The sequence below is a fragment of the Thalassomonas sp. RHCl1 genome (genome assembly GCF_947387555.1).
Lineage (GTDB): Bacteria > Pseudomonadota > Gammaproteobacteria > Enterobacterales > Alteromonadaceae > Thalassomonas.
Genome location: NZ_CANDNZ010000019.1, coordinates 70,940 through 93,393 on the forward strand (window position 1 = coordinate 70,940; position 22,454 = coordinate 93,393).

Genomic DNA, 22,454 nt, shown 5'->3' on the forward strand with positions numbered 1-22,454 from the left:
ATGGAGTCAATGCAAGAGAAGCCAAAAGCTCGTATTATGGTGGTGGAAGATGAGGCCCTGGTGGCGCGGGAGCTTTCCATCCGCCTGGGGCGCATGAAGTATGAAGTGGTCGCCACCTGCGGCACTCCGGAGCTGGCGTTGTCCAGTGCCGCAGAGCTGGTCCCTGACTTGATTTTAATGGATATTAATCTCAATGCCGATAAAGACGGTATCGATATTGCTGGTGAAATACATGAAACCCAGGATATCCCAATCATCTTTTGTACTGCCTATTCCAGTAATGATGTGCTCGAGCGGGCGAAAATCACCACCCCGTTTGGCTATATCCTTAAACCGATAGACAGCCGGGAGCTGGAAATCACCATAGAAATCGCCCTTTATAAGCACGGTGTCGATCATAAACTCCATGATACCGCCAATAAGCTTAAAGTGGCGCTGGACAGCATAGAAGATGCGGTGATTTCCTGTGATCAAGACGGCAAAATTTTTCTGGCAAACCCTAAAGCCATTGAATTGTGCAAGTTCGATTTTGTGCCTATCGGGCGAATGGTTACCGACATGCTGTGTTTTGTCGACTTAAACACAGGTATAGACAATGTCGACATTAATGTCTGGTTGCAGGAAAAACAAAACTGTCATCATCAGAATAATTATTTGCTGAAAAACTATAACGAAGGCACAGTGCCGGTAGAGCTCAATGTCGCTTCGCTTGAAGACAAAAACGGTCAGTATAACGGCCTGATCTTTGCGTTTAGAGACATTTCCCGGCGCATTTCCTTTGAAGAGCAGCTGAAAAAAAATGCCATCCAGGATCCCATTACCGGTTTACCCGAGCGCTCTATGATGTTTGAACGGTTAAAGCTGGCGCTTAAAAGAGCAAAACTGGACGACGATTATAGTTTTGCCGTGATCTTTATCGACCTGGACCGTTTTCGGGTGATCAATGATGGCTTAAATCATGAGTTCGGTGATGAAGTGCTGCGCCGGGTCAGTCAGAAAGTGCTGGCCCAGCTCAGGGATATCGATATGCTCAGTCGTTTTAGCAGCGATACTTTTGTTTGCCTGCTTGATAATGTTGATTCCATGCCGAAAATTCTTTCTGTGGTCAACAGGATACAAAGTGAAATTGCTTTGCCTATGGCGATCAATACTCACCAGATCACCGTGACCGCCTCTTCCGGTATTGTCTTGTCCAATAAAAAGTATAATAACTATGAGACCTACAGTGATATTTTGCGTGATGCCGACACGGCCATGTATCAGGCAAAACTTAAAGGCGGTAATATCCATGTGATTTTTGACAAGCAGATGCATGATTATGCCCTGCGGTTATTATGGATAGAAGAAGAGTTGTTAGATGCAATAGAAGCCGGTGATATTCAGGTGTATTACCAGCCGATAGTGGACGCCAACAGCCATGAAATCACCTCGTTTGAGGCCCTGGTCAGGTGGATCCATCCGGAAAAAGGTTTTATTGCCCCGGATGAGTTTATCCCGATTGCCGAAGAAACCGGGTTAATTTTACCGCTTGGGGAGTTTATTCTTCACAGCGTTTGTCAGCAACTGTGCCGCTGGAATAATGAAATGGGTTTTAACACCAAAGTCGGGGTGAACCTGTCTGCCCGGCAATTCTCTCAGCCCCATCTTGCTGAGCTTATCATCAGCGCGATAGAAAAATATCAGTTAAAAACCGGTTTTCTCGGGGTAGAAGTCACCGAGACCATGGCGATGACAGACGTTGATACTGCTATTGCTATTCTAAATTCTTTGCGGGAAATCGGGGTGCAAGTGTCACTGGATGATTTTGGCACCGGCTATTCTTCCCTGAGTTATTTAAAGAAATTGCCGGTGCATACCTTAAAAATCGACAGGTCATTTATTACCGAGCTTGAACATAATATTGATGATCAGGCAATCGTCAAAGCCATTGCCGCCATGACGCAGGAGCTGCAATTTAATGTCCTGGTTGAAGGGGTGGAAAATAAAGAGCAGGTGGCGATTTTACAAAAACTCGGTTGCGATTATTTCCAGGGGTATTATTTTGCCAAACCCATGAATGCCTATGATGCAACCCAGTTGCTGCGGGGCATAGACAAAGGTTTTATTCCCCCTGAGCTGCCTTTTTATCCGGATCAGCTGGAAATGCCTTCCTGCGCCAGTGACTCGGTGCTTTGAGTCCAGATAAAAAAATTCCTGCTATTGCCGGCAGGAATTTTATATTCAGGAGCTATTGGAGGGGCGATAACAATACTATCGTGCCGGTATCACCATTTCTTTTTCGGCTGGAACAGCATATCCAACTCGTCCTCGTCTTCCTTCGCTTTTTTCTCCCTGGCCTGGGCATTGCTGTTTCTGAGCTCGGCAGCGATATTGTCCAGTTTCTGGGCAATTTCTTCCTGCTTGGTGATGACATAGTCATTTTTGACCGGATGATCGCTCAGGGTTTGCAAGGCTTTCTCGTAATATTGTCTGGCCGAGCCCACCATTTCCTTGGTATATGCCGAGTCGCCTCTTTTTAATAAACTTTCGATATTAATTTTCAATTGCATGGTATTGAGGCGTTGATCTTCTCTGGTAAATGTCTGGGCATCGAGGGCGCCTTTAGACTGCTCAGATTTTAATACCGCGCGTAATTTTTTAATGCATTGCAATATTGCGATCAACTGTTGCTCGTTATCCGGCAGGATAAAGGCTTCTTCACCGGTTTGCGCCGTGGCCAGGTCCTCGGAGGCTGAGATACGGGCTTCAATTTCTTGTATGCGCCGGCCGACGTTTTTTGACTCCGGACTCAAGCGCAGCATTTCTTTGGCGGCGTTTAACATTCTACGGTTGAGAATGTTGTTTATTCCGGGGTTCGGCGGCAGGTTAGTGACGTTTAAAATCAGCTCTTCGGTTTCATCGATAATGGCTTTTTGCTTGGAGATGCGCACCCGTTTTTCAGCTTCTACTTTTTCTTTGTGTTGCTGGATGCCATTAACCACCACAACAATGATGACCAACGCAATAATTAAGCCAATGATAATAGCGATCATATTGAATACTCATGTTTATAAAAAGACAAAATAACGCAGCCTATAAAAATAGTGATATTTATCATAGTCTAGTACGCTTTTTATATATATTTAACGACTTGTTAGATTTATATTACCTCTATTTAGTTAATATCTCTATTAGTTATTAAGGAATATATTTTATTCGGTGAAATAAATTATTCAGAAACATTAAAAATAATATGGAATAAATTTTTAATTAAGTATATATTTTTCGAATAAGCAGATCCTCTGAACCAAAATTATGAAGTTGCAACAGCTCCGCTATATTGTCGAAGTCCAGAATAATAACTTAAATGTTTCCGCGACCGCCGAGCATTTATATACCTCTCAGCCCGGCATCAGTAAACAGGTGAGAATGCTTGAAGACGAATTGGGCATTCAGATCTTCGGCCGTAGCGGCAAACACCTGACCCATGTCACCCCGGCAGGGCAGGAAGTAATCAACATTGCCACCCAGATTTTGTCTAAGGTGGAAGGGATCAAAGCGGTTGCCCGTGAGCATACCCAGCCGGATGAGGGGAAATTAAGGATCGCGACTACCCACACCCAGGCCCGTTATGCCTTACCCTCAGTGATCCAGGGGTTTATTAAGAAATATTCCAAAGTGTCTTTACATATGTACCAAGGCACCCCGGCACAAATCAGCGATGCGGCGGCCAAAGGGGAAGCGGACTTTGCCATTGCCACTGAGTCTTTGCACTTGTATAACGATCTGGTGATGCTGCCCTGTTATCACTGGAACCGCAGCATTATCGTGCGCCCGGATCATCCGCTGGCGAAGAAAAAAACGCTGACCATAGAAGATATTGCCCAGTATTCCCTGGTAACCTATGTTTTTGGTTTTACCGGCCGCTCTGAGCTTGATACCGCCTTTAGTGATGCCGGGGTAGAGCCGAAAATCGCCTTTACCGCTACCGATGCCGATGTCATTAAAACCTATGTCCGTTTAGGCGTGGGCATTGGGGTGATTGCCTCTATGGCGATGGAGCCGGACATTGACAGCGATCTGGTCACCCTGGATGCCAGTCATTTATTTAAGGCCAGCACCACCAAAATAGGCTTTCGCCGCGGCACTTTCCTGCGTGGTTATATGTTTGATTTCATTGAGCGCTTTGCTCCCCATCTCACCCGGGACCTGGTGACACGGGCCATGCTGCTTAAAAGTAATCATGAGATTGAAGAACTGCTAGCGGATGTTGAACTGCCGGTGCGTTAGCAATAATTTGTTTATAGAAAAACTCAGAGGCGTTTTGTCCCTCATTTCTTCACCCGGGACCTGGTGACACGGGCCATGTTGCTTAAAAGTAATCATGAAATTGAAGAGTTGCTGGCGGATGTTGAACTGCCGGTGCGCTAAACCAATTTATTAACAGATAAAACAAAGGGGCATGTAGCCCCTTTTTTTCGCTAAGTCAAAGACATTAACATTCGATAATATTAACCGCCAAACCGCCGCGGGAAGTTTCTTTATATTTACTCTTCATATCATTGCCGGTATCCCACATGGTCTTGATGACCTTGTCCAGGGAGACTTTTTGCGTGCCTGTGCCTCTGAGCGCCAAACGTGAGGCGTTAATGGCTTTAACCGAGCCCATGGCATTACGCTCAATACAGGGTACTTGTACCAAGCCGCCGACGGGATCACAGGTGAGGCCTAAATTGTGCTCCATACCGATTTCTGCGGCATTTTCTACCTGTTTGGGGCTGCCCCCCATGATCTCGGTTAAGGCACCGGCCGCCATAGAGCAGGCGACGCCCACTTCGCCCTGGCAGCCGACTTCGGCGCCGGAGATAGAGGCGTTGGTTTTATAGAGGATACCGATGGCGGCGGCCGTTAACAGGTAGCGGATGCAATCTTCATCGGTTACCGGCTTAATAAATTTATCGTAATAACATAATACCGCGGGAATGATGCCGGCGGCGCCGTTGGTTGGCGCGGTGACTACCCGGCTGCCGGCGGCGTTTTCTTCATTAACCGCCAGGGCAAATAAATTCACCCAGTCCATGGCGGTTAGCGGATCGTTGTTTTGTTCGACACACAAGGAGCGGTGCAGGGCGGGGGCCCGGCGCATCACTTTTAAGCCGCCGGGTAAGATGCCTTCGGTGCGGATACCGCGGTCAACACTGTCGCGCATTGCCTGCCAGATGCCGATAAGTTTTGTCCGTATGGTGTCTTCATCGTTTAAGCACTTCTCGTTATCAAGCATGATAGTGCTGATGCTTAAACCTTTGTCGGTGGCGAGTTTGATCAATTCGTCGGCGCTGCTGAACCTGTGGGGACGGTTGATATTGTCGTGCAGGGACAATGCCTTGTCTTTTTCTTTTTCAAAATCACAATCCTGGACAATAAAGCCGCCGCCGATGGAATAATACGTCTGCTCCAATAACAGCTCGTCTCCCCGGTAGGCGAATAAAGTCATGGCATTGGCATGGGCCGGCAGGGTTTTACGCCTGTGATAGATGATGGCATCCCCTTTGGGGAAATTTACCCTGTGTTTGCCGTCAAGTTCAATGGTTTCGCTGCTGACCACATCCTCGAGCAAGGTTTCAATCGACTCTACCGGGATATCTTCCGGGGTTTCCCCGCATAAGCCGAGGATCACCGCTTTGCCGGTGCCGTGGCCAATGCCTGTTTGGCCGAGGGAGCCAAAGAGCTCACATTTGACACGATCGACCGCCGTTAACTGCTGCTGTTCGGCCAGATCATCGATAAACTTTTTTGCCGCACGCATCGGACCGACCGTATGGGAAGAGGACGGACCTATGCCGATGGAAAACATATCAAATACACTAATCATGAATAAACCTGAATTAATTTTGCTTCAATCGCATAAAATTGAAATTATCTTCGGTAATGTTAACTGAAAGTCTTCATTATGGAAAACAAAATTTATAGGCTAATTATAGAATGGATAAAGGCAATTGGCTTTTACTTCTAAAAGCCAATGCCGGGTATTGTCGCTGTGGCACTGAAAAATAACGGCTGAGGTGGGGAGTGATGCGCCAGAAGGGTTATTTTTCGTTGTTTTGTTGGTTATCTTGTAAGCTGGCGGGCATATCGATACAACACTCATCCTGTAAAAAACTGATCACGGCAAGTAGCCGGGCATATTCCACGACACAATAGAGAGTGCGTCCTTCCCGTCTTTGTTGGATTAAGCCGGCGGAGGCGAGGTTGGAAATATGATGGGACAGGGTCGAGCCCGGAATAGTGAGTTCTTCCTGCAGTGAACCCACCGGCAGGCCTTCAAAGCCGGCTTTTACCAGGCGTTTAAAAATTTTCAGCCGGGTTGGGTGTCCCAGCTCCTTAAATATCTTGGCGGTAGTTTCTATTTCCATGTCTTTACCTTTAGTATGGTTTTGATTGCCGCTGGCTTTTATCAATGTAATAATTCGATATTACCAGAAGTATGTTAACGATAAAAGCTGATGGGCTGTTATCAATACCGGCCAATTCCCCTCACGGGATGTCTCTTGACTGCTTGATTGACTACCAAGGAACTTGCCATGGTTTGCTGAGGTTGCGCTAGCTGCTTCAGACTTGGCAGGGAGATTTTCCCAACCACATCCTTTATACCAGATGCTCAGCAAGATCTTTTAACATTGCAGCGGTTGCTCCCCAGATATTGTAGTGTTGGTAGGGCATAAAATGCACCTGGTGTTGTTGGCCATGCAGCATCGCCTGCAGGGTTTGATGGTTGTGGCTGTTTAAAAAATGCTGCAGGGGTACCTGGAAAATTTCAGCCACTTCATTATCATCAGCCTGGTAATTCAGGTTTGCGGGCACAAAACCGATCACCGGGGTAACGATATAACCGGAAATGGTGCGATAGGGATTGAGCTGGCCGATAATTTCGACATTGTCCGGGCTCAGGCCGATTTCTTCTTCGGCTTCACGTACTGCGGTGGCAATTAAACTCTCATCTTCCGGTTCGGCCTTACCGCCGGGAAAGCTGATTTGGCCGCCGTGGTGTTTTAAGTGGCTGGCTCTCTTGGTGAGCAAGACATCTAAAGCATTACGCTTTTCTACCAGAGGCACTAATACCGCTGCCGCCTTTAATTTTCCATGGGGCCAGGAAGTATTATTTGATGCCATCAGGCGCTGAAATTGAAATCTTTGTAAGAACTCGCTTTTATTCATGAATACTTCTGTTTACAGTCCTTTCGCTGAAGATGATCTTTATTTCGGTAAAGTCTGTATTCGCACTATATTAAGCAATCGGCCTTGCTTTATGTCAGTTCAGACAATACCGGCAATATTTTTTCGACCTTGTCAAAGGTCTCCTGATATTCACAGTCTACCTTGGAATCGGCAACGACACCACCGCCAGCCCAACAATGTATGGTCTTTTCCTGTGCGCTCTTGTGACAAACCAAGGTGCGTATGGTGATGCTGGTATCCATATTGCCGCAGGCACTCAGATAACCGATTGACCCGCAGTAGACGCTGCGCCTGTGGGGTTCTAATTCTTCGATGATCTCCATGGCGCGGATTTTCGGTGCGCCGGTGATAGACCCGCCGGGAAAGGCGCCGCGCAGCAGGTCGGTGCCGTCAAAGCCGGGGGCGATTTCTCCTTCTACCGTACTGACTAAATGGTGCACCGCAGGAAAGCTTTCGATATCAAACAGTTTCGGCACTTTAACCGAGCCCGGCAGGCAGGTTTTGCTGATATCATTCCTGAGTAAATCCACTATCATCAGGTTTTCTGCCCTGTCTTTGCTGGCACTCTTTAAGGCAGTAGCGTTGGCTTGATCTGTTTGCGGATCAGTGCTGCGCGGTCGTGTGCCTTTGATGGGTTTACTTTGTACCTTGCCTTGTTCCAGGCGTATAAAGCGCTCGGGAGAGATACTTAATACCGCGCTGTTTTCAAAGCGCATAAACGCTGAAAAGGGGGCCTGATTTTTTTGCCTCAGCGCCCGGTAAGCGGCAAATTCATCCCCCTGATAGCGGGCGGAAAACCTTTGTGCCAGGTTGATTTGATAGCAATCACCCGAGCGCAGGTAGTCTTGCACCCGGTTAAATTTTTCTCCGTAACTGGCCCTGCTCATATTTGAGTGCCAGTTAGAGGACAGGGAAAAGGACGAAGATGATAATGCTGCTTTGCCGTTTAGCCCGTCCTGTAGCTGCTGTTCTATTTCTAAGCGTTTATGCTCGGGGCACATTAAAAAATAGCGCCTGCTTTTATTATCAAAAATCACCGCCTGCTGATAAATACCTACTGCCATTTCCGGGAGTGTTATATCCTGCTCGGCGCTTTGTGGCAGCTTTTCAAAGCGTCGGCCTAAATCATAGGAAAAATAGCCCATAGCGCCGCCGTTAAAAGGCAGTTCATTGATTTCTAAGGAACTGCCTTTAAAAACTTGCGCCTGAAGTTTTTTAACTAAGCTCAGGGGATCCTCTGTGCTTTGCTGGTGCCGATTCGTTTCCCGGTCATGAATCCTGGTGATATCGGCAAAAGTTTCCAGGGTCACCGCAGGTTGCCAGACGATAATATCGTAACGGCTGTCTATATGGCCGCTGTCGCAGGAATCCAGCCAGATAGCCCAGGGCTGATGGGACAGGGGCGTGAAAAATGCCAGTGGCGTAATATTGTCGTTTAATGCCAGTACTTTAGTGGTGATTTGGCTGGCAGGGCGATGATCGGTTTTATTTTTCACAGGCGTTTGGTGATATCAACTTTAGCTAAATAATGATTTATGGCAAGTAACCGCCGTGTCTTGAGATAAGATACTGGCAGCACATGAACAAGCAGGGTATCATATCGGCAAATTTGTAACTTTCAACTATTGATTGATCTTTGCCGCAATGCTTGCGGCGATCAGCCTTATTAACTTGAGATTTAAAGAGACAGAGATGGCTATCATTAAACAGCAAGATTTAATTGACAGTGTTGCCGATGCTTTGCAATACATATCCTATTATCACCCGATTGACTTTATCCAGGCGCTGGAGCAGGCCTATAACAAAGAAGAAAGTCAGGCGGCGAAAGATGCCATCGCGCAAATCCTGATTAACTCCCGCATGTCTGCCATGGGTAAACGTCCTATTTGTCAGGATACCGGTATTGTGACCTGTTTCGTGAAAATCGGTATGGATGTTAAGTGGGATAAAACCGATATGACAGTGCAGCAAATGGTCGATGAAGGCACCCGCCGCGCCTATCTCAATCCGGACAACCCGCTGCGGGCTTCTATTGTCGCCGACCCTGCCGGTGCGCGTAAAAACACCAAAGACAATACCCCGTCTGTGGTACATATCGATATGGTGGCAGGGGATCAGGTTGAAGTGATGATCGCAGCCAAAGGCGGCGGCAGTGAAAACAAAACTAAGATGGTAATGTTAAACCCGAGTGATTCTGTGGCGGACTGGGTGGTGAAAACCCTGCCGACCATGGGTGCCGGCTGGTGTCCGCCGGGCATGATAGGCATAGGTATTGGCGGTACCGCGGAAAAAGCCGGGGTGCTGGCCAAAGAAAGCCTGATGGATCCTGTGGATATCCAGGAACTGATCGCCCGCGGCCCGGAAAATGCCGAAGAAGAGTTACGTCTGGAAATTTTCGAGCGGGTTAATAAACTTGGTATTGGTGCCCAGGGTCTTGGCGGTCTAACAACTGTGGTCGATGTTAAAATCAACAGCGTACCTACCCATGCCGCTTCCAAGCCTGTAGTGATGATCCCCAACTGCGCTGCGACCCGTCATGTGCATTTCCACCTTGACGGTTCGGGACCTGCGGATTTAACGCCGCCGAAACTGGAAGAGTGGCCGGAAATCACCTGGGAGGTGGGTGAAAATGTCCGCCGGGTCAATGCCGATGAGCTGACCAAGGCCGATGTTGCCAACTGGAAAACCGGTGAAACCGTATTGCTTAGCGGTAAGATTTTAACCGGCCGTGACGCTGCCCATAAGCGTATCCAGCAATTGCTTGCATCCGGTGAAGGTTTGCCAGAAGGGGTTGATTTTACCAATAAGTTTATCTATTACGTCGGACCGGTAGATGCTGTAGGTGATGAAGCGGTAGGCCCTGCAGGTCCTACTACGGCCACCCGTATGGATAAATTTACCGAGATGATGCTGGCGGAAACCGGCCTGTTAGGCACGATCGGTAAAGCCGAGCGCGGTCCTGCCACGGTTGAGAGCATTAAAAACCATAAATCGGTTTATCTGATGGCGGTAGGCGGTGCGGCTTACCTGGTTTCTAAAGCGGTGAAAAAAGCGAAAGTGGTTGCTTTTGAAGACTTGGGAATGGAAGCCATTTACGAGTTTGAAGTGGAAGATATGCCGGTGACCGTTGCCGTTGACAGCCTGGGTGAGTCTGCCCATGTTACCGGCCCTGCTATCTGGCAGGCCAAAATAGAAGAGCTGGACAGTAAATTACAGTCTTAAGCTGCTCGCTATAAGGATACCAATTCCCCGAGGCCGGGGAATATCACAAGGAATGTGAAATACCGGGGGGCTGCGGATTTTTCCGCTTTCCCCGCTAGCATTCAAACATTAATAACAAGTCGCTAGAGAAATAAATCATGAAAAAACTCTCTTCCCTGGCCGGATTATCTTTGATAAGCCTGGCTACGGGCCTGGCAACAAGTGCCAGTGCCGAAATCTTTACCGTAGAAAGCCTGAATAACCTCAACCAGCTCCATGACGTTAAACTGTCGCCGGACGGCAATACCCTGGTTTATGGCCTGAAGAAGGGCACGGTTTCAAAAGACAACCACCTTTACCGCCAGGATATTAAATCCGGCAAAGTGCAGCAGCTCACCAGCCATCAGCAAGGCGAGTACAATGTAGTGTTTTCTGCCGATGGCCAGAGCCTGTATTTTCTATCGGGCCGCAGCGGTTCTTCGCAAATTTGGCAGCTGCCGTTAAATGGTGGTGAAGCCAGACAAATTACAGATTTAGCCTTGGATATCAATGGTTTTACTTTAAGTGAAGATGAAAAGACCTTCGCCCTTGCCATGACGGTTAAACCCGGCTGTCAGACGCTTAAATGCACCCGGGATGCCAGGGAAGCCGACAGCAAGAAAAAACATAATGTTCGCACTTATGATCAGCTGATGGTGCGTCATTGGGACACTTGGCTAAACGAGTATAAAGAGCATCTTTTTGTTGCCAGCCTGCCAGAGTCGGGTTTGATCAAAAATGCCACGGATATTATGCCTGACTGGCAGGGTGATATTGCCGGCATTGGTGAAGTCAGTTTCCATCCGCAAGGTAAAACCCTGGTTTTTTCTGCGAAACAGCCGGCGAAAGACAATGCCTGGACCACGAATTTTGACTTGTTCGAACTTGACTTAGCCAGCGTGAGCTCAGCTGCCGTTAACTCAGTTGCTGATAGCGAGATTAAATTCACCAATATCACAGCAGATAATAAAGCCTGGGATGCGGCGCCGGTATTTTCTCCTAACGGCCGTTTCCTTGCCTATAAGGCGATGAACACGCCGGGTTATGAGTCCGACAAATTCTCTATCCGGGTACGGGACAATGTCACCGGCCAGGTTAAAGACATTGCCAAGCAGTGGGATCGCTCCGTTAAAGAACTGAAGTTTAGCGACGACAGCCGCAGCCTGTTCGCGACCGCGCAGGATGTCGGACAAAAGAGTATCTTCGCTATTAATCCGGAGTTCGGTGATGTCCGCAATGTTTATAATGTCGGCAGCTCGGGGGATTTATCCATTGCCGGTGATTTGATCGTGTTCACCCGCCATACCCTGGACAGCCCGAAAGATGTCTTTGCCATCAACAGCGACGGTTACGGCTTTAAACAACTGACCGATATCAATAAGGACAAGCTTGCCGATATCCAATTCGGTGATTACGAGCAGTTCAGCTTTAAGGGCTGGAACAATGAAACCGTGCACGGTTACTGGATGAAACCGGCAAACTTTGAGCAGGGGAAAAAATACCCCATCGCTTATCTGGTACACGGCGGCCCGCAGGGCAGCTTCGGTAACATGTTCCATTACCGCTGGAACGCCCAGTTATGGGCGGCGCAAGGCTATGGCGTAGTGATGGTGGACTTTCACGGCTCTACCGGTTACGGCCAGGCCTTTACCGACTCCATCGCCCGTGACTGGGGCGGTAAACCGCTGGAAGACCTGCAAAAAGGTTTAGCCTATATCACGGAAAGCCAGAAATGGTTAGACGGCGACAATGCCTGTGCTTTAGGGGCTTCCTATGGCGGTTACATGATGAACTGGATCGCCGGTAACTGGCCGGATCGCTTTAAATGTCTGATCAATCATGCCGGTTTATTTGATATGCCAAGCTTCTATACCAGTACCGAAGAGTTGTGGTTCCCGGAGCATGATATGGGCGGTCCGCTGTGGCAGGGCAGTGAAGATTATAACAAATTTAACCCGGCGGCTTTTGTCAACAACTGGCAAACCCCGACCCTGGTGATCCAGGGGGAGTTGGATTACCGTGTGCCGTATGCGCAAAGTCTCGGTGCTTTTACCACTTTGCAGCGTAAAGGTATCGACAGCCGTTTAGTGGTATTCCCGGGCGAAGATCATCATATCCGCAATCCGGATAACCTGATTGTTTGGTATCAGGAAGTGTTCAATTGGTTGGCGCGCTATACCGGCGATGCTAATGCCGATAGTGCAGCTGTCAGTGCTGATAATGCGGATAAAAATACCTTAGCCGGGAAGTAGTCAAGCGATAGCGGTTATGGAAGGCTAAAGAGAAAAAAACGGCAGTTTAACTGCCGTTTTTTTTGGAGCCAGCTACTCAGCCTTTGCTCATGATATCAACAAAGAAAATGCTCGCTAGCCAAGCCAGCCTTGTGGAATAAAGTCGACGGCAGGCCCTTTGAGCATCACCTTTTTCGAAGCGGGTCCGTACATATCTTCATTGGCGGTGAAATACTTGCCATTATCTTCGGTAATGAAGTTGCACAGGTAACCGCCGGTTTTTTCAAACTCCAGGTTTACCGAGGCTGCGCCGAATTTGGTTAAGGTGATACCCCAGCCATCGGCGGATTTACTGACCCGGATATAACCTTCGTCTGCCAACCAACTGATGGTGGGATCGATCAATTTATTGTAGGCGTTAAAGAAAAAGTGGGCGCCGTTATTGCTGGATTTTTTTAGTAAGCCTGCTTCATCGATGATGCAAGCTTCGGGGAATGCCTTGTCGGCAAGATCAAGAATAAAGGAGCTGATCACTGCAAAAGCAGCATGGCGTTCGTTCCTTGAATACATTTTTTACCTCTGTGTATAAATTTAATTGCAAATTTGCACCGGCATATTAAGCGAGCCGGAAACCGCTTTCAATACTTACCACCAGATAAATGATCAGATAATTTGCTTGTTTCCTTAAGTTTTATTTTATATTGTATACAATGTTGATTTGAATATTAAAACTAAATAGTAAAAGGTAACTAAGATGGCAGTGGGTATAGGCGGCTCAACACCTGAGCTGGAATTAAGCAAATTATCGGACATGACCGGGGATAGCGCCGAAATTTCCCTGGCGGAATATCAACAGCGTATTGCCAGGGCGCAGCAACTTATGCGTGAACAGGATATTGCCGCTTTGTATATTAATGCCGGCACTAACCTTGCCTATTTTACCGGCACTTTGTGGTCTGTTTCCGAGCGCATGGTGGGAGCGTTGTTACCGGCTCGTGGCGATTTAGTCTATATTGCTCCCTGGTTTGAGCAAAGCACCCTGGACGGTTTTATGCAGGTCAAGGCCCCTTCGGCTCCCTGGCATGAGCATGAATCCCCCTATGAGTTATTGCTGGACCTGCTTTATGATAATGACATCAGCCAGGGGCGGGTGGCACTCGATGAATCCAGTCCCTTTTTCCTGGTGGACGGCCTGGTTCAGGCGGCGAAAAATAAAGGCGTAGCACTGGATTTTATCTCCAGCGCGCCGGTAACATCGGCCTGTCGCATGATCAAATCCGAGGCGGAAATTGCCCTGTTGCAGCGGGCAAAAGATATGACGTTGGCGGTACAAAAGGCGGCGGCGAGGATATTAAGACCCGGTATCACCACAGATGAAGTCAGCCGTTTTATTTATCAGGCCCACAGAAAAGTCGGGGCGGTAAAAGGCTCGTCGTTTTGTATTGTGCTGTTCGGTGGTGATACCGCCTATCCCCATGGTGTTAAAACGCCGAAAGTACTCGAAGAAAACGACATGGTGTTGATAGATACCGGCTGTTTGCTGCATGGTTACAATTCAGATATTACCCGCAGTTATGTTTTTGGCCAGGCCAGTGAACGTCAGCGTTTGGTATGGCAACATGAAAAAGAAGCCCAGGCGGCGGCCTTTGCCGCAGCCAAAATCGGGTTTGCCTGCGAAAGTGCAGATATCGGTGCCCGGCAATATCTGGAAACTCAGGGCTATGGGCCGGATTATCAGGTGCCGGGTTTACCGCACCGTACCGGCCACGGCATCGGCCTGGATATCCATGAGGGCCCCTACCTGGTGCGCGGCGATAAAACCCTGCTTAGTGCCGGTATGTGCTTTTCCAACGAGCCTATGATTTGTATTTATGGCGAATTTGGCGTGCGCTTGGAAGATCATTTTTATATGACGGAGCAGGGACCTAAGTGGTTTACCCGGCCGGCCTATAGTATTGATGATCCTTTTGGTTATGAAAGTGGTGATGAGCGTGGGGAGCAAGTCTGATGAAGCCATTCGCTAATGCCGGCCGGGGAATTTTTGTTCTCGCGACCGGCGCCTTATTAACGGCTTGCCTGAACACGCAACAGCACAGCCAGACGAGTAAAGCTGGCGAGCCGGCTGCTGAAAAAGCAGCGCCGGTTAAGTTAGCGAAAGTCGATGAGGTGCTGACGCAGGTATTTGACTGCAACGCTACTATTACCATACGCTCCCAGGCTTTAACGCAGCAGGCAGTCGATAATGCCTGTAAAGAGCTGATCATCCGGGAAAATAAATTCCACCAGCTGTTCAACACCCGGGGTAAGCCGGTGGCGGATGATTATAACCACAGCTTAAGGGCCAATTTTTATCATACCCGTGACGAGTATGTGAAATATGCCACCGCCCATTTTAATATGCCCACGGATAACGGCGGCATGTATCTGGAAGGTTTGCCGCAGGATAGGGACAACCATGCCGAATTTGTTGCTTATGAAAAAAACGGCGGTTTGTGGAACCTCGAGCATGAATATGTGCATTATCTCGACAGCCGTTTTAACCGTTATGGCGATTTTTGTAACGGCTTGCACGATGATCATTCCGGCCCCGAGTTTTGCCCTGAGCCTAACCTGGATTACCCGCACGGTGTCTGGTGGTCCGAAGGCATTGCCGAGTATATTGCCAAAGGGGATCATTACCCGAAAGCGCAACAACTGGCAACAAGCAAGCAGTATCCGCTAAGTGAGTTATTTAATACCAGTTACAACAGCAACAGCGGCAGTGAGCGTGTCTATCAATGGGGTTACCTGGCGGTGCGTTTTATGATGGAGCACCACAGGGATAAGGTCGAGCAAACCCTGGCTTTTACCCGCAAAGGGGACTGGCAGGGGTATCAGGCCTTATTACGCTCCTGGTCGACGTCCCTGGATCAGCAGTGGTTTAACTGGCTCGAGCAAGTGGCAATTAATTAAGTTTTCCCTGGCGGGCGAACACAGAGTTTAGTTGTGTTTGCCCGCATCCTTTTTAACCTTTTGATAAACCAGGTTGGCGCAAAGCAGGTCGCTTAATGCCGTGCCCACGGATTTGAATAAGGTGATTTCCTCTTCTGTCTGTCTCAATATTTCCTGACGGCTACAGATATCGGCAAGTTCGCCGATAATTTCTTCTGTCTTGAAATTTCCCTGTGCAATGGGGATAAGCAATTCTCCCGCCTCAGCCAAACAGTTGCTTAAGCTGTCAACATATACCCTGGCCCGGCTGACGGTCGTGCTGTCGCACTCCCGGGCATCTTTTAAGTGGTTGCCCAGGCAATCGATATGAGTGCCCGGCGTCAGCCATTTGCCGTTAAACAGCGGGGTTTTCGCGCCGGTGGCGCAGCAAATGATATCGGCGGTCGGGATTTCATGTTCAAGTTTAGCACTGGCGTGAAAATCAACTTCCGGGTAAAGGGCGCTGAATTGCTTAAGCAGGGCCTGTACCTTAGTCGTACTCCGCCCCCACAGGGTCACCCGGTCTAGTTCACGCACGCTTAAATGGGCATGCAGTAAATAAGGGGCCAGTTGGCCGGTGCCAAATAACAGCAGGTGTCGGCTGTTTTCCCGGGACAACAAGCTGCTGGCCAGTGCCGATACCGCTGCGGTGCGCCAGTAGGTGATGCTGGTGCCGTCAAGGAGCGCCAGGGGTTCACCGCTTTGCCTGCTGAACAGCAAAATCTTGGAAAACAGGCTCGGCAGTTGATGGTTTTTTTCGTTGTCCGGAAAATAGGTGAAGACTTTCGCGGCTATTACCTCATCATTCCACGTCGGTAACAGGGCAAGGCCGTCACGACAGTTATTGCCTTCAGGAGCTAAGGTATTTGTTCCCAAGGCATAAGTCTGGCGCTGCGGCATAATAAAAGAGCGGCTAAAACCTTGTTTAAGCTCTTTTATTAAAGCGTTAAAGTTTAAATGTCGTTCTACTTGCTCTGCGCTGATAATCTTCATTTGTTACTCTTATTGTCTACGGTTTTACTTACTTTAAAGCTCTAATAAGTCTTTGGGGGCCCGGGTAAGAATTTCCACGCTGTTTTCTGCCAATACCACATCATCTTCGATGCGGATGCCACCCCAACCGGGAATATAGATGCCCGGCTCTATAGTGATAACACAGTCTTTTTCTATGCTTTGCTCACAGGCGGGGCCGATGAAGGGCAGTTCATGTAACTCTAATCCAACCCCATGTCCCAATCCTTCTCCTGCATAGTTTTTGTAATCACTGGCATGCAAAATATCCGCTGAATACTGGTATAAATCACTTCCCCTGATGCCCGGTGTCAGTGCATCCAGGGCTGCCTGCTGGGCGTCTCGCACCAGCTGATAAACCTGTTTCTGCTCGGCGCTGGCCTTGCCAAAAACATAAGTGCGGGTCATATCCGAGCGGTAGCCGTTCATTACAGCGCCAAAGTCTATTAAAATCAGATCTCCCGGCTTAAGCTTTCTGTTTGAAGGAATGCCGTGAGGCAGGGCGCTGCGTTCGCCAAACAATAAAATGGTGGCGAAGGAGACTTCTTCCGAGCCCAGCAGTGCCATCTGGTATTCCAGCTCGATGGCCAGTTCACGCTCTGTGATGCCTTCTTTGACTAAGGGCAGGATATTGGCCAGTGCCTGGTCGGCAATTTGTGCCGCCTGGGAAATGGCGGTGATCTCCTGTTCGGATTTGTGATAACGCAGCTTTTCCACCGCACCTGTGACCGCTTCTATTTGCTTTATCGTTTCAAGGCGGCGGATTTCATGAGCTATTTGTTGCCACGCATTAACGTCAATATGGCCGCTCTCAAACATCAGCCGGCAGCAGCCATCTTGTTGTAACAGTTCAGCGATCAGGGATGCCAGGCTCTGTTTTTCCCGCTGCCGGCAAATCACGGTAAAATTTTCGGCCTGGACTTTTGCCTGTTCCACGTAGCGGTAATCCGTCAGCAGGTAGCTGTTTTTTCCGGTAAGTAAAATCGTGGCGGCATGGCCGGAGAATTCGCTGAGGTAGTGGATATTGATGTCGCTGAAAATAAGCAGGGCGTCGCTGTCTTGGGTAAACTGCTGCTGGCGTAAGTGTTGGAGTTTCATGCTATTGCTACTCTTGTTTTGATTGTTAATGACGTTATTGGCTGTTGATGCCTGTAAATAGTTCAGGAGTTACCTTAAGAGAAAACCGTGTTTGAGCGGATCCTGTTCGTTGATCAGCCACCGGCCTTTGCCGCAGACAAAAGCCTGGCCGCTGACCCGGGCGATCACCGCCGGGTAACCGTCATAATCAAGCTGCTCACAGGCCTGTACGGTAAACTGGCTGCCTAAAATGCTCTCTATGCTGATGTCCTGTTTTAGCGGCACTTGCCCTTTGGCGACATGCAGGGCAATGCGGCCGCTGACGCCGCTGCCGGTGGGACTACGATCGAGCTCGCCGTCGGCAAAAATGCAGACATTGCGGCTATGCACGCCGTCAACGGGTGAGTCATCAATAAAAATTACGCCGTAAAGAAAGCTCAAATCGGCTTCAAACGGATGGCTAATGGGCAATTTTTTGCTGATGGCGGCTTTTATTTCTTTGCCGTAGTTGATGAGTTTTTCCTGTTGCTCCGGCACTAATGCAAGCCCTAACTGTGATGCCTGTACATAGGCGTAAAAAGCGCCGCCAAAGGCGATATCAAAATTAACCTCGCCGATGCCGTCAATAAAAATGCTTTGCCCGGCGGCATAAACAAAAGAGGGCACGCTGTCAAAGCTTACCCGGGTGACCACCTTGCCCCGGGCAAAGGCGCGGGCATGGATTTGCCCGCAGGGAACATCGATCACCACTTGAGTGATTTCGCCTGTTTGCGTCACCACGCCGGACTCCACCGCACATTTGGCCAGGGCGATCACCGCATGGCCGCACATAGTGCTGTAACCTTCGTTATGGATAAAAATGGCGCCAAAATGACTGTTTTCCCGCTCCGGTTCGGTAATGATGGCGCCGTACATATCGGCATGTCCCCTGGGTTCAAATATCAGGGCGCGGCGCAGGGCATCATAGTGCTGCAGGCAGTCGCGCCTTTTTTCTAAAATGGTACTGCCGGCAAGCTCAGGAAAACCGCCGGTGATAATGCGCAGCGGCTCGCCGCCGGTATGGCACTCAAGGGTTTCTATGATGAGGGTGTTTTCCTGTCTTGAACCGTCTTCCTCTGGTATCTGCCATTGTTGGAATTGTTCGGCGGTTTTGCTTTTTGTTTTTGTCAGCATCTGCTTATTTTCCTGTTGCACTTTCTAGTGTTGTTGTCAGCTGATATTGCTGTTGTTCGATTTCTTTCACCAGTTCCCGGTTAAAAAGATACAGGGCGAAACAGGTCAGCAGCCCCAGGCCGGCAAAAATAATCCACATCAACATAGGGTTGGCCATCTCTACGGCCACTAACTGATATAACCAGCCGGACAGCAGGCCGGCGAATAAATTGCCCAGTGCCATGGAAACAAAGTAATAACCCATAAACATGGCGGCCTTATCTTGAGGGGCAAAGGAGGCGACATATTCCTGGCTTTTGGGCGAGGCAGTCATTTCCCCGATGGCAAAGATAATCACCGAGCAGGCGATCAATAAGCCGCCAAAAATAACGCCGTGGGCGAAGCCGCCTGCGAGCATGGCAAGGGCAATAATGCCGGTACCGGCAATCAGGGTCGGCAAGGGTTTAAATTGACCGATAAAGCGGCTGATGACGACCTGGAATAAGATGATCATTAAAAAATCCAGGCTTAATAGCGTTGCGGGATTGAGCTGGCGGTATTCCTGCGCCCAAAGGCGGGCATATTCCTGGCTTAACCGGGTCGCCTCTGACTGACCTGCCTGACTGATTTGCATAAAGGCGTGTTGCAGCTCTTGCACCGGCACGCGTACGTCGAGGGCGACTAAAGCCGCGGTGATTTCCCCGATGGAGGCCTGGCTGAGGTGGGCCGTTTGCAGATCGGCTAAAGGCAAGGCGTGCGTTAACCGGGCGATCTCCGCGGCCAGGGTGTCGAGCTTGATGGCGGTTAAGGTGTCGTGCAGGTAGGGGCTGAGCTGATGTAATAGCCTGACCAGATCTGAGCTGTCGACAAAGTCGCGGATATAAACCGGCAAGGTGATAAACAGCTGCAGGTAAACGGTCCAGAAACCTGTGATGATCAGCAAATAAATCATAAATGCCTTGTTGCCCAGTTGCATTTTTTGCCGGTACCAGGGCAGGGGGCTTTTTGTATGCCTTGGGTGTTGATGCTTTAATGCCAGGTCCCAAAGCAGGGCAAGCAGGATCAAGGCACCGGCTACTATCAGGGTGACCTTGCCGCTGGTGATCAAACTGGCGTAAAAGGCGACCAGCAGGAAAAGTAACGGCACCACAAGCAACGCCAGCCGGGCATTGCCCAGCACCTGCTGCATTTCTGCAAAGACCTGCTTTAACGGTTTATTATTGGCTTGGCGCTGTGGCTCCCGGTAAAAAAATATTGCCGGGATAAAGTTGAGGCTTATCCACAGGGCGGCGAAGATAAACACATACTGCCAGCCGTAATTTTTCTGGATAACGGGGGCTAATACCGGCCCCAGAAAACCGCCGATATTGACCATCATATAGAAGATGCCAAAACCCAGCCCCCGGTTGCTGCTGTCTGTGGTGCGGCTGATGGTGGCGATCACCACAGGTTTAAAGATACCGGCGCCGAGGGCGATCAGCATAAAGATACTGATAAAACTGGCGAGATCTGTGGCATAACCGAGCAGATAATAGCTGGGGGCCATCAAGATAAAAGAAAGCAGGAACATCTTGCGGTAGCCGAACCTGTCTGCCAGCGCACCGGAGATAACCGGGAACAGGTACAGGAAAAACGGCACCACTCCCATGATCAAACCGCGTTCGCTATTGCCCAGCCCCAGGCCTCCCTGGGCCGTTGGTGTCATGATATAGCTTGCCAGCAGGGTATAGATACCGTACCAGGCCAGGCGTTCAAAAATTTCCATGGTATTGGCGACATAGAAGGTTGCCGGGAAAGGGGAGGGTTTTATTGTTGTCATCTTGTTGGCTGTTTTTTATGCTTTTTAATTTTATAACATAAGATTTGTATACAATATACTTTTAATTGGGTGGTATGGGCAGTTTTTCATTTTGGCGCGACGAAATTTTCTGGTTAAAAAGCAGAAAAAGCAGTAATAATGCCTGCGGCATTGCGCTTAGTTTGCCTATGGTGAGCCGGTTGAGAGAAAGTCCGGTTAGCTGGCCGGGATTACTGGCAAGCTAACCGGGTGTAAACAAAGGTTATTGCTGTTTGTTAAGCATCAGCTCATAAACTTCTTTTGGTGTTGTCGACATGCGGATCAATTCACTGACAAATTGCACTATATCCTGGCCCCAGATGTCGTTGTGGCCGTCCATTAAGGCTTTTGATACCTGGATGTTCATATAGGGGTTGCGGGCGGTGGTGCGTTTGTAGCTGCTTAAATCAACCGTGCTAAAGACACCGGGTTGGCTGTCATCCGCCGCCGACCAGTGCTGGTAGGCATCGAGCAGGTCAAAGGTGGTTTTATCACCGGCAGACTTTGCCGATAAGTTGTGGGTCAGGTAGGGTTCGAAATGCCCGATGGCGGTGCGGTCAGCGCTGCCCTGGCTGATTTCTATCGCTCTTTTTCCGCCGCTTCCCGGCCGGGTACAGTAATGCCGGGTCATGTTTCTGTGGGACTCGAAAAAAGTCGATAGGCTGCGCCCGGCAGGGAAGGCGAGCTTAGTGGCATAATCGGTTTCTGAGGTCAGTACCGCCAGTTTTGGCAGCTGCTCGGATAAATATCGTCTGCATCCCTGTTGCGATAAATGAAACAAAGGCGCAAAACGCAGGGCTTCGAAGGCCGGATTCATTAGTAATACCAGATCGCCAAAGCCGTCGGCGCTGCCCTGGTAATTTTTGTTTTTGCGCGAATCGATAAAACGATCGGTCAGCACTTTCTGCAATGAGCTATAAACGACGGCGCCGCCAAAGGAGTGGCCGATAACCACGAGGCGGCTGGTGGCAGCCGGGCTGCCTTCCTTGATAAAATTACGGACATTGACCAGCTCTTCGAGTTTGAGCAGGGCCCGGGTAACTCCCTGGCGGCCGACTTCATGGGCGGTATTCTTCCTGTCCCAGAAAGTGACGGTATTGAGATATTCGAGATCTATCGAGTCACCACGCCAGCCGATATAAACGCCGAGCACAGCGCGTCTTTGGCGTTTTTGCCGGGTGCTGTCCCGGGACTCGTTGGCGGATACCTGCTCCAGCAGCGTTCTGAATCTGCTGATATTCGTGTCTTGGGGTTTGGCGCTATGATGCCAGCCGTGGACAAAAGTGAGTAAGAGCACGTCTTGCCTGGCTGCCACTTCAAGATAATGGTTCAGCAGCTTATCCTGGCGCTCGGGGCTGCGCGGCATACCCTGGTCGTCGTATTCGAGAAAACCCAGCTGATATTCTTTGTCGCTGCCGCGGTTGGCCATTTGCATAAAACTGGTCGCGCATTCTCCTGCTGCGGTATATAAGCATTGCTTGTCCTCAGTGCGGTAGGCGCTGTTGGATGAGCAACCCAGTGCCCCGAGCATGAATAGCAGTGGCCATAATAGATGCACTTTCATGGTGATAATTTTCCTTTGTTTATCGGCATATTCTTTAACCAGACGCTGGTGTTAGAGGTATGTGGTTGTTAATTATCTGGATTAATTTTCAAAACTAAGTATAGACAGGAAACCACAGGGTACGGGAGGTCAATTTTGTCCGAAACGGGGGATTTGT

At 49.2% G+C, this 22,454-nt stretch carries 17 protein-coding genes; 6 read left to right on the forward strand and 11 right to left on the reverse strand.

The genetic code is table 11. The annotated features are described in order from the left end of the window. Positions 1-2,175 carry an EAL domain-containing protein gene (locus QL234_RS29165; protein WP_281561256.1) on the forward strand — a complete coding sequence of 725 codons (2,175 nt, stop codon included), beginning with the start codon at positions 1-3 and terminating at the stop codon, positions 2,173-2,175. A gap of 89 nt (positions 2,176-2,264) precedes the next feature. On the opposite strand, the gene QL234_RS29170 is transcribed toward QL234_RS29165, so the two are convergent. Next, the gene (locus tag QL234_RS29170; RefSeq protein ID WP_281561257.1) at positions 2,265-3,032 is read right to left on the reverse strand and encodes a hypothetical protein; all 768 of its coding nucleotides are present in this window, start codon (positions 3,030-3,032) and stop codon (positions 2,265-2,267) included. Positions 3,033-3,294: 262 nt separating this feature from the next. Between QL234_RS29170 and cysB the strand changes: the two genes are divergently transcribed. Next, positions 3,295-4,269 carry an HTH-type transcriptional regulator CysB gene (gene cysB, locus QL234_RS29175; protein ID WP_044833667.1) on the forward strand — a complete coding sequence of 325 codons (975 nt, stop codon included), beginning with the start codon at positions 3,295-3,297 and terminating at the stop codon, positions 4,267-4,269. A 205-nt stretch (positions 4,270-4,474) separates the two neighbouring features. Here the strand turns inward: cysB and QL234_RS29180 are convergent, their stop codons facing one another. The 4 genes from QL234_RS29180 to pabB form a co-directional block, all read right to left on the reverse strand. Then, positions 4,475-5,851 carry an L-serine ammonia-lyase gene (locus QL234_RS29180; protein WP_281561258.1) on the reverse strand — a complete coding sequence of 459 codons (1,377 nt, stop codon included), beginning with the start codon at positions 5,849-5,851 and terminating at the stop codon, positions 4,475-4,477. 214 nt (positions 5,852-6,065) lie between these two features. Beyond that, entirely contained in the window at positions 6,066-6,392 is a 327-nt protein-coding gene (locus QL234_RS29185) for a metalloregulator ArsR/SmtB family transcription factor (RefSeq protein ID WP_281561259.1), read from the reverse strand. Positions 6,393-6,624: 232 nt separating this feature from the next. Further along, the gene (locus QL234_RS29190) at positions 6,625-7,194 is read right to left on the reverse strand and encodes a CoA pyrophosphatase (RefSeq protein ID WP_281561260.1); all 570 of its coding nucleotides are present in this window, start codon (positions 7,192-7,194) and stop codon (positions 6,625-6,627) included. A gap of 89 nt (positions 7,195-7,283) precedes the next feature. Then, positions 7,284-8,711, reverse strand: coding sequence for an aminodeoxychorismate synthase component I (pabB, locus tag QL234_RS29195; RefSeq protein ID WP_348650743.1), 1,428 nt, complete (start codon positions 8,709-8,711; stop codon positions 7,284-7,286). 196 nt (positions 8,712-8,907) lie between these two features. Here pabB and QL234_RS29200 point away from each other — a divergent pair, with 196 nt between their 5' ends. Both QL234_RS29200 and QL234_RS29205 read left to right on the forward strand, forming a co-directional pair. Continuing rightward, a complete protein-coding gene (locus QL234_RS29200; protein WP_281561261.1) occupies positions 8,908-10,437 on the forward strand; it encodes a fumarate hydratase in 1,530 nt (509 codons plus the stop codon). Between the two features lie 137 nt (positions 10,438-10,574). Next, positions 10,575-12,707 (forward strand): S9 family peptidase, encoded by a 2,133-nt coding sequence (locus tag QL234_RS29205; protein ID WP_281561262.1) that lies wholly within the window; start codon positions 10,575-10,577, stop codon positions 12,705-12,707. Between the two features lie 114 nt (positions 12,708-12,821). Here the strand turns inward: QL234_RS29205 and QL234_RS29210 are convergent, their stop codons facing one another. Next, the gene (locus tag QL234_RS29210; RefSeq protein ID WP_281561263.1) at positions 12,822-13,256 is read right to left on the reverse strand and encodes a hypothetical protein; all 435 of its coding nucleotides are present in this window, start codon (positions 13,254-13,256) and stop codon (positions 12,822-12,824) included. A gap of 184 nt (positions 13,257-13,440) precedes the next feature. Between QL234_RS29210 and QL234_RS29215 the strand changes: the two genes are divergently transcribed. Next, a complete protein-coding gene (locus QL234_RS29215; RefSeq protein ID WP_281561264.1) occupies positions 13,441-14,694 on the forward strand; it encodes a Xaa-Pro peptidase family protein in 1,254 nt (417 codons plus the stop codon). Then, the gene (locus QL234_RS29220; protein ID WP_281561265.1) at positions 14,694-15,638 is read left to right on the forward strand and encodes a collagenase; all 945 of its coding nucleotides are present in this window, start codon (positions 14,694-14,696) and stop codon (positions 15,636-15,638) included. The genes QL234_RS29215 and QL234_RS29220 overlap by 1 nt, the downstream gene beginning before the upstream one ends. 27 nt (positions 15,639-15,665) lie before the next feature. Here QL234_RS29220 and QL234_RS29225 read toward each other — a convergent pair whose 3' ends face one another. The 5 genes from QL234_RS29225 to QL234_RS29245 form a co-directional block, all read right to left on the reverse strand. Beyond that, on the reverse strand, positions 15,666-16,649 hold the full coding sequence (locus tag QL234_RS29225) for an ornithine cyclodeaminase family protein (protein ID WP_281561266.1): 984 nt from the start codon (positions 16,647-16,649) through the stop codon (positions 15,666-15,668). A gap of 33 nt (positions 16,650-16,682) precedes the next feature. Further along, the gene (locus tag QL234_RS29230; protein WP_281561267.1) at positions 16,683-17,765 is read right to left on the reverse strand and encodes a Xaa-Pro peptidase family protein; all 1,083 of its coding nucleotides are present in this window, start codon (positions 17,763-17,765) and stop codon (positions 16,683-16,685) included. A gap of 69 nt (positions 17,766-17,834) precedes the next feature. Further along, positions 17,835-18,917: a proline racemase family protein gene (locus QL234_RS29235; protein ID WP_281561268.1), complete on the reverse strand. Its 1,083-nt coding sequence runs from the start codon at positions 18,915-18,917 to the stop codon at positions 17,835-17,837. Positions 18,918-18,921: 4 nt separating this feature from the next. After that, positions 18,922-20,715 carry an MFS transporter gene (locus QL234_RS29240; RefSeq protein ID WP_281561269.1) on the reverse strand — a complete coding sequence of 598 codons (1,794 nt, stop codon included), beginning with the start codon at positions 20,713-20,715 and terminating at the stop codon, positions 18,922-18,924. A 241-nt stretch (positions 20,716-20,956) separates the two neighbouring features. Then, positions 20,957-22,297: a hypothetical protein gene (locus tag QL234_RS29245; RefSeq protein ID WP_281561270.1), complete on the reverse strand. Its 1,341-nt coding sequence runs from the start codon at positions 22,295-22,297 to the stop codon at positions 20,957-20,959. Positions 22,298-22,454: the final 157 nt, after the last annotated feature.